10 protein-coding genes are annotated in these 11828 nt (G+C 53.1%); 1 reads left to right on the top strand and 9 read right to left on the bottom strand.

Annotation, left to right across the window (positions count from 1 at the left end; genetic code table 11):
• Positions 1-38: 38 nt before the first annotated feature.
• From recC to rppH, 9 genes are all read right to left on the bottom strand, one after another.
• The gene (gene recC, locus ACT3RT_RS19335) at positions 39-3413 is read right to left on the bottom strand and encodes an exodeoxyribonuclease V subunit gamma (RefSeq protein ID WP_496203597.1); all 3375 of its coding nucleotides are present in this window, start codon (positions 3411-3413) and stop codon (positions 39-41) included.
• A gap of 112 nt (positions 3414-3525) precedes the next feature.
• On the bottom strand, positions 3526-3861 hold the full coding sequence (locus ACT3RT_RS19330; protein WP_496203596.1) for a prepilin-type N-terminal cleavage/methylation domain-containing protein: 336 nt from the start codon (positions 3859-3861) through the stop codon (positions 3526-3528).
• Complete coding sequence (locus ACT3RT_RS19325) at positions 3845-4366, bottom strand: YgdB family protein (protein WP_496203595.1); 522 nt, start codon at positions 4364-4366, stop codon at positions 3845-3847. Before ACT3RT_RS19325 ends, ACT3RT_RS19330 begins: the two co-directional genes overlap by 17 nt.
• The gene (locus tag ACT3RT_RS19320) at positions 4363-4941 is read right to left on the bottom strand and encodes a prepilin peptidase-dependent protein (protein ID WP_496203594.1); all 579 of its coding nucleotides are present in this window, start codon (positions 4939-4941) and stop codon (positions 4363-4365) included. Before ACT3RT_RS19320 ends, ACT3RT_RS19325 begins: the two co-directional genes overlap by 4 nt.
• Entirely contained in the window at positions 4932-5429 is a 498-nt protein-coding gene (locus ACT3RT_RS19315; protein WP_496203593.1) for a prepilin peptidase-dependent protein, read from the bottom strand. Before ACT3RT_RS19315 ends, ACT3RT_RS19320 begins: the two co-directional genes overlap by 10 nt.
• Positions 5430-5693: 264 nt before the next feature.
• A complete protein-coding gene (thyA, locus tag ACT3RT_RS19310) occupies positions 5694-6488 on the bottom strand; it encodes a thymidylate synthase (protein WP_353503268.1) in 795 nt (264 codons plus the stop codon).
• A 6-nt stretch (positions 6489-6494) separates the two neighbouring features.
• Positions 6495-7361, bottom strand: a complete 867-nt coding sequence (lgt, locus tag ACT3RT_RS19305; RefSeq protein ID WP_353503269.1) for a prolipoprotein diacylglyceryl transferase — start codon at positions 7359-7361, stop codon at positions 6495-6497.
• A 245-nt stretch (positions 7362-7606) separates the two neighbouring features.
• Entirely contained in the window at positions 7607-9853 is a 2247-nt protein-coding gene (gene ptsP, locus ACT3RT_RS19300; RefSeq protein WP_034792869.1) for a phosphoenolpyruvate--protein phosphotransferase, read from the bottom strand.
• An 11-nt stretch (positions 9854-9864) separates the two neighbouring features.
• On the bottom strand, positions 9865-10392 hold the full coding sequence (gene rppH, locus ACT3RT_RS19295) for an RNA pyrophosphohydrolase (protein ID WP_353503270.1): 528 nt from the start codon (positions 10390-10392) through the stop codon (positions 9865-9867).
• Between the two features lie 694 nt (positions 10393-11086).
• Between rppH and mutH the strand changes: the two genes are divergently transcribed.
• A complete protein-coding gene (gene mutH, locus ACT3RT_RS19290) occupies positions 11087-11773 on the top strand; it encodes a DNA mismatch repair endonuclease MutH (RefSeq protein WP_353503271.1) in 687 nt (228 codons plus the stop codon).
• The last annotated feature ends 55 nt before the right edge of the window (positions 11774-11828 follow it).

The following is an 11828-nucleotide window of genomic DNA, read 5'->3' as shown; positions in this document are numbered from 1 at the left end:
ACTCTCCCCCAATAAGGTAAATTTTTGAACTCATGCCACTATGCCAGATTGTGTCGGGCTAGGGGCAAAAGGAAGCGTTCCGCTTCACGGATAATAATTTGTAATTTTTGCGTATCTAACTGACGGAACACCCGCTGAATATAAGGATCGGCACCTTCTCCCGGCACGCGAATATCCCCCTGCCATGCCTGAAGTAACTTGTTGCGCGCTTTCTCAAGCTTTTCCTCATCATGACTTACCGTACCAGTATCTTTATCAAAACACTGCGATAACCATGCCCAGCCACTTTTGTTGAGTAAAATCAAAGGTTCAGACATCCCCTCCAGATACCCGTTAATCAAATCCTGTAGATGCTGCGTTGCTCTCTCAGCTGGCATCGCGGCAAATCGCCATGCCGTGGCACCGCGACCATACATCCGACTGTCGCCCTTGCCACCGGCGGCGCAATAGGCTAAGTGTTCAATCCACAATAACAGACCGTCTCTGGCCAGCAAGGCCGCAGGACGCCAGCGCAGCAGCCCATTGTCTTGTACCTGATGTAGCCAACCCGTCAGTTTGATATCGCCCACGGACAAATCTAGCTCAACGCTGCCGTACTCCTGTCTTTCGCTGCGCACGGTGTCGGCTAATTCAGTCATTTCTTCCAACTGCTTCTGCCAGTAAATTTCACCAAACGGGCCGTACGGCAGGCCGCCGGACGCGCGAACTCGGGTAAAGAGTTGTGCAGGATCCCGCTCTTCAATCAGCGTGTTGAGAAGTTGGGTGTTGAACTGGTAACGGTCAAGATTGTCCAGAATGAAAGGCTCTTCATCCGACAGTTCGGTCTCTTCCAGCACGAAACTCACATTGAGCCTCATTTGGAAAAAGGCCTTGATAGGGTGACGATAAAAACGCAGCAAGTTTTCTAGCGTCACTTCAGTGGTTGCCACTGGCTCTAAAGGTTGGTTGAAATCCAGAACGTCATCACCCTTTCGGCTGGCCGCAGGCAGCCATTCTGCCGCAAAGCTTTGATGTTCGTTACCGGCCTCGAAATTAGTGGCGTCAAAAGGCGTGCGCGGATGCCAGCACAGCAGATGCTTTGTGACGCGCTCAGCACTTTGATCCGCCGTTAAGCCTTCATCACCGTCGAGACAGTAACTTTGGCCGATGTACTCCAACAGCTCTGTCACCAGCACCGAAGGGTAGCGCTCGCTATTATCCTGAATCGAGCGCCCAATATAGCTAATGTAGAGATGATCCTGAGCCGAAAGCAGCGCTTCAAGGAATAGATAACGGTCATCGTCGCGGCGGCTGCGATCGCCCCTTTCCACTTTCTGCGCCATCAGATCAAAACCCAGCGGCGGCAGCGTTCTTGGGTAAATGCCATCATTCATTCCCAGCAGGCATACCACTTTGAAGGGGATGGACCGCATTGGCATCAGGGTACAGAAGTTAATCGGGCCGGCCAGAAAACGCTGGCTGATGCGCTCTTGATCGAGTTTTGACGTCAGTTCGTCACGCAAGATAGACAACGGGACAAGATCTGGATAGTGAGCAGCAACGCCGTGGCTGAGAACTTTTTGCCACTGCTGCTCAATCAGTGCCAATGCCACTTCGGTTTCCCCTTCGGCGGAGAAGAATGTGCTAAGCAGTTCCTGACACAGAGGCAGCCACTCGCTGACGCTGCGCGGCTTGGATAAGGTTATGCGCCACTGGCTAAGCTGCATCAGCAACTCGGCTAAATGCCCGGCCAATTCGGCGGCCAGCCCGGTTGATTCATCATAAGGTAAGACGCCCTGCCACTCTCCCGACTGGCTATCCATGGCGTAGCCCAGCAGCATGCGGGTCAAACCAAAGTGCCAGGTGTGCTGGCCAGTCGCGGGCAGTGACAGCTCACGGACGTTGTCGTCATCCAGCCCCCAGCGAATCCCAGATTCCCCGACCCACTGGCGCAAAAGTCGCAGTCCATCTTCATCAATGGAGAAGCGCGAAGCCAGCGCGGGGACTTCCAACAGCCCGAGAACTTGTTCGGCAGTAAAGCGGCTTTGCGGTAAATCGAGCAGGGAGATAAAGGCTTGCAGCGCGGGGTGAGCCTGACTTGCTTTACGATCCGACAGGGCAAAGGGCAGATAGCGCTCTGCTGGCGCATTACCAAATACCGCCTGAATATAAGGCGCGTAGCTGTCGATATCCGCCACCATGACGATAATATCGCGCGGGGTAAGCGCCGGGTTTTCAGCCATCAGCGCGAGCAGATTGTCATACAGAATCTCAACTTCGCGCTGCGGACTGTGGCACACATGCAAGCTTAGGGAGCGATCTTTTGGATTCAACACCCTCTTTTGGTCACTGCTGAGCAGGGTTTCCGGCGTCATCCCTATGATGGCATGGTCCTCTAATTCCAACATATCTTGCTGAACGGCATGGAGTAGAGAGCCATCTCCCACATCAACGAAGGCGTGGACTTCCTGAATATCGTCCACCTGCGACAACAAGAACATGTGGTCGCGCCCAAGCTTGCCCCATGAAGCCAATAATGGATTACTCAGGTTCTGCATGCCGTCATCGTTAAAGAGCTGAGCAGCCTGTGCCGGCTCACGGAACAGAGAGGGATCTTCCAGCTTTTCAAGATAGTGGCGTCGCTTGCGGCTTTGCAGCCGGGCGAGAAAGGCGTAGTTCTGGATATCACCCCAATAATATTTGCACGGGTTGGTGAACATCAGATGAATATCAATGTGCTTGCCTAACGCCTGTAAGGCCTGCAAATAGACCGGAGGCAATGCAGAGATCCCGCAGATAAATACGCGAGAAGGTAAGCCCGCCGGAGTGACTTTGGCGTTTTCCAGCTGGGAAATGAAGTTCTGATACAGGTTGGCACGGTGCCATTCCGGCTGTTGCAATTCTTGAGTATAGGTACACAGCGCGCGCCACAGGGAGGATTGCCAGCGCTGCGCCTCATCAAGCCCTTCCACCTGTCGCTCGCTTTCCCATGCTTTAAGCCATTCGGGACGATAAACCAGATATTGGTCAAAAAGGTCAGCTACCCGGGCGGCGAGCTGATGTATTTTGCGTTTGTCTTCGTCGTCATCTAAATAGTGGCGCAGCGAGGCAAAGTCCTCTTCACCCAATTTCTGCGGCAATAGCCACATGAGTTTCCATGTCATCGCGTCCTTGCTAAAGGCGCTCTCTTTGGGAATGCCCGGTAAGACTTTAGTGAACATGTCCCAAATAAAGGTCGCGGGCAGCGGGAATGCGATGTTCGCTGCGATACCAAATGTCTGCGCCAACTCCATTTGCAGCCACTGCGCCATGCCTGGGCTTTGCACCAGAATCACTTCTTGGCTGAAAGGATCGGCGAGCGGGCGCCCCTCAATTAGCGCCGTGGTCAGCGTTTTCAGAATATCTAATTGGTTTGAGTGATAAACCGTAAACATTGGCGCTTCCTTGAGGAAAAAAGACGAATTTATATGTGCATTTTGAAGATTCAGCAGACTACTCTAACCAGCTTAGAACCTAATGAAAACCCGTGACCTAGGCCGATTGGCGTCATAAGACGGGTTCGCTATCTGAATCACACAATATTCTTGCCGCACGGGCGAGATATCCAACAGGGGCTTGTACCTGAGTCACTACGCTTCGGCACCCGCCGAGCTGATTTGCCACAGTTATCTGGCTTTGCCAGCCAGCCGCCAGTGGATAACCTTTGCCGCTAACAGCAAAGACCTCGAGCTGGGCGTGTGCCTCAGACTTTGCCTGTCTGAACTGCCACTGGCGGCTAAAGCCATTGCTCAGTGATTGGTAATATTGCAACAGCGCCAATAAAGAGACTGCGAGTAGCAAAGTCGCTATCAGCGCCTCTGGCAGGCTAAATCCCTTTTGCATTGTTATCCTCTCTTGCATCTTCTTCACAATAATCAGGCTCTGACTCAGGGCAGAAATCTAACCAGCCCTGCGCAATTGCGGCAAATCTGCGGCTGCCGTTCGGCGAACCCAGCATCCTCGCCTGCTGATAGACCACCAGCGGTCGCGTGTGGTTATCAGTTGTGCCCTCCCCCTTGAGCAAAAAAACGCCTTGGCGCAGGGAGGGACGAACACAGCTACGTAAGCTCTGCGGCGGCTGGCCGGGAATGTGGATATCAGCATGCTGGCACTGCCATTGATTGCTCGCTGAAGCTTGCCATGTTTGGTTAAGTCCCCAGTTCAGTGAGGATTCGGCCTGCTCGCGCGCTTTTAGATAGCGATGCTCATGGCCAGTGAGTGTCAGGCTATCCGCCAGTTGCTGCCCAAGGTTAGTCAGAACGATAATCCCCAGAGACATCATCATCATGACGCTGAGCATCATGGCGCTGCCTCTCTGCCGCTGAATCCGCCATCCTGATGCCATCATCTCGCCCGCCCTGCCACCCGGGTTTCAACCCGGCGATGCACCGTCGGCGTCTCGCGCCAGTGTGCAGCAATATTAATAGTAAACAATGAATTGCCACGTGGAGTTAGCCGCTTTGTGACGTTGAAATCGGTCACTTTGACTTCGGCGGGATCCAGCAATTTCTCCCAACCACTCCCTTGGCAGCTCGCGGCACCTCGCTGGGTTTCAATGGCGCCTGCGCGTAAGCGATAGGCAAAGTATTCGGCATTGTCATTGCCGGCAGGCTCCCAGCGGCCATTACGATTGAGGTCATAGGCGATGATGATGCAGGAATGTGCTGGCTCTCCTGTGCTTTGCCCAAAAACCGTGGCGCTCCCTCTGCATTCACCATTACAAAAGCCGGCGCGACGCAGATCTTTCTCGAGATTAGAAGCCGCGCTTCTCAGTAATTGGTCTAATTGGAAGTGATGACTAAGGTTTTGGCTGCGCTGGCGCAGCAAAGGATAAAGCTGCGCCGAACTGAGCATTAGCATGCTGCCGATACTCAAGGCCATCAGCACCTCTGGCAAAGTAAAACCGCGCTGTTTCAGACGCATAGTGATATTCCCAATATGGCTTTGCCTTCACTGCATATTCGAAGTCTGCCTCTGGCAGAAAGAATAATGCGCAGGCTGCCGGCAGAATTACGCAGAGTAATATGCCCAGCCTGAGCAGCATTGCGGATGCCATAAAAGCCCATCACCTTGTGGGTAAAATCGGCAACTTCCACCTCGGCATCAATAATGCGAAAGTGCGGCGCGGGACTATCTGCGTCACAGCGCACGGGCTTGTTTCCCTGCCCCACGCAGCCTCCGCTCCCGCCGATAACCCATAAAATAGCAGAGCGGTTATAAGCATTCGCCTCGGCCTGCAGTTCAGTCAGGTATGAACGCAATCTTTGGGCATGCTGTTCCAGTACCAGCGATTGCTGATAGGCCCGCCAGCCCTGTAGCCCCCATAAGCTGCACATCGCAATAAGCGCGATCACCACCAGTATTTCAATCAGCGTCATGCCCCGCTCTTTTACTTCGTTGGTCATTTCCATGCGGCGAGTTTACCCAGCCATTTTCTCTGCGCTACGGGTAAGCCTTTGATCTCCAAGAAACCTCGAGAAAATATTCTGCAAAAATCATCAATCACAAGGATTTTGCGTGATGCCTCGCAAACTTGAATAGCGGGTGAAAAAATACCGGATACCGGCAGAAAAAAAGTGTAGAAAAGCGTTCAGGAAAGATGGCGTTAAGGGAGGGAGTTAAAAAAGGGAGAGTGAGTTTCCCGCCAGCGGGGAGCTGGCGGGAATAACGCGAGGTTAGATAGCGACCGGCGCTTTAATCGGTGGGTGAGGGTCATAACCCTCAATAGCAAAATCGTCGAACTCGTAATCAAACAGTGAGGCCGGCTTACGTTTGATAACCAGTTTCGGCAAGGCACGGGGTTCGCGACTCAGTTGCAAATGAGTCTGTTCCATGTGGTTGCTATAGAGGTGAGTATCACCGCCTGTCCAGACGAAGTCACCCACTTCGAGGTCACACTGCTGAGCCACCATATGCACCAGCAGAGCGTAACTGGCAATGTTGAATGGTAGGCCAAGGAAGACGTCGCATGAGCGCTGGTATAGCTGGCAAGAGAGCTTGCCGTTAGCCACGTAGAACTGGAAGAAGGCATGGCAAGGCGCCAAGGCCATCTGATCCAATTCACCGACATTCCAAGAGGAAACAATGATGCGACGAGAGTCAGGATCTTGCTTCAACTGTTTGATGACGTTGCTTAACTGATCGATCTGCTTGCCATCGGCCGCGCCCCAAGAACGCCACTGTTTGCCATAAACCGGGCCAAGATCGCCATTCTCATCTGCCCACTCGTCCCAAATGGTGACGTTGTTTTCACGCAGATAAGCAATGTTGGTTTCGCCTTTCAGGAACCACAGCAGCTCATGAATGATAGAGCGCAAATGGCACTTCTTGGTGGTTACCAGTGGAAAGCCATCTTGCAGATTGAAACGCATCTGATGACCAAAAATTGACACCGTACCCGTACCGGTACGGTCAGCTTTAGGTGTGCCCTCATCGAGCACCTTCTGCATTAAATCCAGATACTGTTTCATGTTACCTCAAGATAATTGTTTCTGCGGGCGACGGTAGGCCCAGATCATCACGATGACACCAGCGATAACCATCGGCAGCGAAAGGATCTGTCCCATGCTGATGAAGCCGTCGAACAGCCCCAGCTGAGCGTCCGGCTGGCGGAAGTGCTCAACGATGCTGCGGAATGCGCCGTAACCAATCAGGAATAGACCTGAAACAGCACCCATTGGGCGTGGCTTACGGATGAACAGGTTGAGAATAATAAACAGCACTACGCCTTCCAGCAGCAGTTCGTAAACCTGCGAAGGGTGACGCGGCAGAACGCCGTATTGGTTGAGCAGCGGCTGCCATTGCGGGTCAGCGGAGGCAATGGCGATATCTTCCTGACGCGAGCCAGGGAACAGCATTGCCCAAGGCACCGTGGTCACGCGGCCCCACAGTTCGCCATTGATGAAGTTACCCAAGCGCCCTGCACCGAGACCAAATGGGATCAGCGGAGCAATAAAATCTGAAACCTGGAAGAAAGTGCGTTTTGTGCGACGCGCAAACCACAGCATCACCACGATAACGCCAATCAAACCGCCGTGGAAGGACATGCCGCCATCCCAGACTTTAAACAGATAAAGCGGGTTTTCGAGGAACAGTGGCAAGTTGTAGAAAAAGACATAGCCGATGCGGCCGCCGAGGAAGACGCCTAAGAATCCGGCATACAGCAGGTTCTCAACTTCTTCTTTTTTCCAGCCACTGCCCGGCTTGTTGGCACGGCGCACGGCCAGCCACATTGCGAACACGAAACCGACCAGATACATCAAGCCATACCAGTGAAGTGAAACCGGTCCTAGCGAGAAAATGACCGGATCAAACTGGGGAAACGCCAGATAGCTATTGCTCATCTATCACCACAAGTAGTTTATTGTTTTATACCCTTCATACTTCGGGTGCAGGTGTGCTCGTTGCCTTCCTGCAACACGACGTACACAGATATCGCCCGGTTAGGGGTCAGCAGGTCGCGGATCATAGCACAGGCAATATGAGCCACGGGCAAACACGGCTGGAAAAGTTCTGTAAAAAAACGTCTCATTACCGCCAGTTTAATACTGACTGACGGCTGGAAAAGCAGTGATTTAGCGCCTTAGGGCTATTTACCGCCGCGAATCAAACCGCCTAAACCTCGGCGTTCCATAAAGGCTGCAGTCATATGTCGCACATCAGTGGTGAACTGGGCTTCAAGCACCCGGCGCGCCAACTCTTGAGCATCCGCCAGCTCAATACTGCGCAATAAATATTTAATTCTTGCCACACTGCGGCCGTTCATACTGAGGTTGCGGTAGCCCATGCCGGTCAACAGCAGCGCGCCCATTGGGTCGCCCGCCATTTCTCCACAGAGGCTGATTTGTAAACCCGCCGCTTCGCCTTCGGTCACAATCTGCTTCAAGACACGCAGCATTGCCGGATGCAGACTGTCATACAGACCCGCGACCCGCGTGTTGTTGCGATCGACGGCTAACAGGTACTGAGTCAGGTCGTTGGTACCAACCGAGATAAAGTCGACCCGACCTGCCAGCGATGGCAGCATGAAAATCATCGAAGGAACTTCGATCATCACGCCAATTCGGGTTTTTGGAAGATCGTAACCCAACTGCTCCTGCACTTCGCGCCCCGCACGGTCGATCAGGCGGCGCGCTTCGTCAATCTCTTCCAGGCTGGTGATCATCGGCAGCAAAATACCGAGATTGCCGGTGGCGGCATTGGCACGCAGCATGGCACGTACCTGTATCAGGAAGATTTCAGGCTGGTCGAGGGTAATGCGGATACCGCGCCAGCCGAGGCAAGGGTTCTCCTCGCTAATTGGCATGTAAGGCAGCTGTTTGTCTGAACCGATGTCCAGCGTACGCAGCGTCACCGGCTTGCTTGGGAACAGCTGGAGCATGCCCTGATACTGCGCTACCTGCTCCTCTTCAGAGGGGAAACCGCTCTGCAGCATAAAGGGAATTTCAGTACGGTAGAGACCCACGCCGTCGACACGGCTGCCAAACAGTTTCTCGTGGTCGGCGCTCAAACCGGCATTCAGCATCACCTGAACGCGCTCGCCGGTTTTCATCGCCGCGGGCTGTTCTACGTCATACTCGGCGCGCTGGCTTAGCTCCATCTCTTCGCTAATCAGGCGCTTATATTCATTGACCAGCACGGGTTCCGGGTCGATCAGCAACTCGCCGCGATAGCCATCCACAATTAATTGGCGCTGGCTGAGCAACGAAGGCTGAATATCGGCCCCCATGATGGTCGGCACACCCATGGCGCGCACCAAAATCGCGGCGTGCGAGTTAGCCGCGCCGTCGCGTACCACCACGCCAGCAAGGCGATCCTGAGGCATTTCCGCCAGCAGGGTTGCCGTCAGCTCATCGGCCACCAGAATGAAACGCTCTGGCCACGTCGTATTGCCCTGAATGGTGTCATCAAGGTGGAACACCAGCCGCTGGCCGAGCGCGCGCAAATCGCTGCCGCGCTCGCGCATATAAGTGTCTTGCAAGCTGGCGAACTGCGCGGCGAACTGCTCGACCACTTTCTTAACCGCCCACTCGGCCACCGCGCCCTTGTCGATCTCAGTGAATAAATCACGTTTGAGGCGCGCGTCGTTGAGCAGATGCGAGTAGAGGTCGAAAATAGCCGCGCTCTCTTTTTGCGCGCTGGCGGTGAAACGCTTACTGAAGCGGCGGAACTCGGCTCCGGCTTCTTCCAGTGCGCGGGTCAGGCGTTCGCGTTCACGCACGGTGTCCAGCGTGGACGCCATGTAGACTTGGTCAAGCGAAGGCTGGGTGCTGTCCTGCCAGCCAATGCCGATAGCTACACCCGGCGAGGCGGCCAGCGCTTTGACGCGAGTCTGGCGAAAGCGGCCATAGAGAACGTTGAGCTGCGCTTGCGAAAGTATCCCTGCCAGCTGGTTGGCCAGCGTGACCATAAAGGACTCTTCACCTTCGTCGAACTGCCGATGCTCACGCTGCTGGATAACCAACACGCCAAGCAGCTGACGACGATGAATGATCGGGACGCCGAGGAAGGATCTAAAAAGATCTTCTTTAACCTGAGGAATATATTTAAAACTAGGGTGGCTCTGAGCGTCGGCGAGGTTGATGGGTTCGGCAAGCCGCCCTACCAACCCGACGATCCCTTCGTCAAAGGCTAGCGTGATAGTGCGCCCGCGAGGTTTTTTCAAACCTCGCGTCGCCATCAGGTAGTAGCAACGGCGGTCATTATCAGCGAGATAAACGGAACACACTTCTGTGTCCATCGCCAGGCAGGTTTCATTGACCAAAACGTCCAGCGCATCATTCAGGCTGGACGCCATTGCTACCTTTTCAACAATTTCTCGCAAACGCGTGAGCATCTCTTTGCGACTTAGCCTCTTTTCCGACGGTAAGCGGGCGATGTCCGGGGCACGGGGATCTCCTGTATTGGCATCACAGTCGTGGAGAACTCTTTCATTACGCGGCGGTAAACATCACGTTTGAAGGACACGACCTGACGCACCGGATACCAGAAACTCACCCAGCGCCAGCCATCGAATTCTGGCGTACTGCTGCGCTGCATGTTGATGTCCGCATCATTACACATCAATTGCAGCAAGAACCATTTTTGCTTTTGGCCGATACACACCGGCTTTGTATCCCAACGCACCAAACGTTTTGGCAATTTATAGCGCAACCAGTTGCGGGTCGAAGCCAGAATACGTACGTCTTTTCTGCTGAGACCTACCTCTTCAAACAGTTCACGGTACATGGCCTGTTCGGCGGTTTCGCCAGGGTTGATGCCCCCTTGCGGAAACTGCCAGGAGTGCTGGCCGTATCGTCTGGCCCATAAAACTTGACCCTGCTTGTCGCAGATTACGATACCAACATTCGGGCGGTAGCCATCATCATCGATCACCGGACTACCTCAATAACTTCAAATCATAGATGTCTTGATTGTTTCATACTACCAACAGGCGGTAAACCACTGCTTACCCCCTATCTTCACGAATAAAAATGGGATAACTCACAGAGAATGGCAAAGTTATAAACAGAAGCTCGCCATGTCGTGCGATTTTATTCACTTTTTCTGTGGATAGATGTGTGAAGAACTTCATAGCAAGAGGGGTAAAACTATTTTTAGCTTTTTCTTACCCTCAGATGACAGTGATATTAAAGATATATATTTCATGTAATTAAAAGTAATTCACAGCTTCTTCACTGGGTTTACTCAGCCCTTAATGAGTAACAGCGATCGCTATTGGCGAAAGATCCATCAACGCCGTTTTTATCCACAGAGAAAGTCGCTACTTTGTCCAATTATGGGACAAAAAGACAAAATACCCCCTCCGTCAAGCCTGTAAATCGAACCAGTGATCGGAATAAGCTGAGGTTATCCAGAAAATCTGTGGATAACTAGGGGGAAGATCCTGTTCATTGTCACCCGCAACTGTGGATCAACTTTATATTATCCCTCGCGCGATCGCGGCTATGCGGAAAAAAAAGCGCAATAAATCATGCTATTATTCGACCTATCCACGGGTATAACTTTTAATTCCCGATGTGATTAAACCTGCGTATGAAAATTAACCAATAAATCTGAGACTTGCTGTATGTCGATTCCATTTCCTATGACAGAACCTCCCAAGGATGAACAGAGCCTGCTGGCGCGCGCCCAGTCCCTGGCTGGTTACTCACTGGGTGAACTGGCTGCCCGGGCTTCTTTGCCTATTCCTCCTGATCTCAAGCGCGAGAAGGGTTGGGTCGGCATGCTGCTTGAGGTCTATTTAGGGGCGATGGCGGGCAGTAAGCCGGAGCAGGACTTTGCGGACATCGGCGTCGAGCTAAAAACCATCCCCATCGACGCACAGGGTAAACCTTTAGAGACCACTTTTGTCTGCGTCGCGCCCCTGACCGGCAACAGCGGCGTGACGTGGGAAAATAGCCATGTCAGACATAAATTAGCGCGAGTGCTGTGGATACCGGTCGAAGGCGAGCGGCAGATCCCGCTGGCAGAGCGCCGCATTGGTGCGCCTCTCATCTGGAGTCCTTCCGAAGAGGAAGAGCAGCAACTGCGCGAAGACTGGGAAGAGCTGATGGATTTGATTGTTTTGGGCAAGGTCGAAACCATAACCGCGCGTAAAGGCGAATTCTTACAACTTCGTCCCAAAGGGGCCAATAGCAAAGCCCTGACGGAAGCCATTGGTGAGTTTGGGCAGCCGATCATGACCCTGCCCCGTGGCTTTTACTTGAAGAAAAGCTTTACCGGCCCTCTGCTGGCTCGACATTTCCTGCTTTAAATCAGCCTTATTGATCTATACGAAATAAAACGCTTTTTTTTCAACGGTCGTCTGG

The sequence above is a fragment of the Ewingella sp. AOP9-I1-14 genome (genome assembly GCF_052375995.1).
In the GTDB taxonomy this organism is placed as follows: Bacteria; Pseudomonadota; Gammaproteobacteria; order Enterobacterales; family Enterobacteriaceae; genus Ewingella; species Ewingella allii.
Note: the sequence above shows the minus strand (reverse complement) of the source record. Positions and strands in the feature narration are given on the sequence as shown.

What these genes read in the sequence shown, in the direction of transcription:
- recC (WP_496203597.1), bottom strand. Translation starts at nt 3,413, where the DNA reads ATGTTTACGGTTTATCACTCAAACCAATTAGATATTCTGAAAACGCTG.
- ACT3RT_RS19330 (WP_496203596.1), bottom strand. Translation starts at nt 3,861, where the DNA reads ATGCAAAAGGGATTTAGCCTGCCAGAGGCGCTGATAGCGACTTTGCTA.
- ACT3RT_RS19325 (WP_496203595.1), bottom strand. Translation starts at nt 4,366, where the DNA reads ATGATGGCATCAGGATGGCGGATTCAGCGGCAGAGAGGCAGCGCCATG.
- ACT3RT_RS19320 (WP_496203594.1), bottom strand. Translation starts at nt 4,941, where the DNA reads ATGCGTCTGAAACAGCGCGGTTTTACTTTGCCAGAGGTGCTGATGGCC.
- ACT3RT_RS19315 (WP_496203593.1), bottom strand. Translation starts at nt 5,429, where the DNA reads ATGGAAATGACCAACGAAGTAAAAGAGCGGGGCATGACGCTGATTGAA.
- thyA (WP_353503268.1), bottom strand. Translation starts at nt 6,488, where the DNA reads ATGAAACAGTATCTGGATTTAATGCAGAAGGTGCTCGATGAGGGCACA.
- lgt (WP_353503269.1), bottom strand. Translation starts at nt 7,361, where the DNA reads ATGAGCAATAGCTATCTGGCGTTTCCCCAGTTTGATCCGGTCATTTTC.
- ptsP (WP_034792869.1), bottom strand. Translation starts at nt 9,853, where the DNA reads ATGCTCACGCGTTTGCGAGAAATTGTTGAAAAGGTAGCAATGGCGTCC.
- mutH (WP_353503271.1), top strand. Translation starts at nt 11,087, where the DNA reads ATGTCGATTCCATTTCCTATGACAGAACCTCCCAAGGATGAACAGAGC.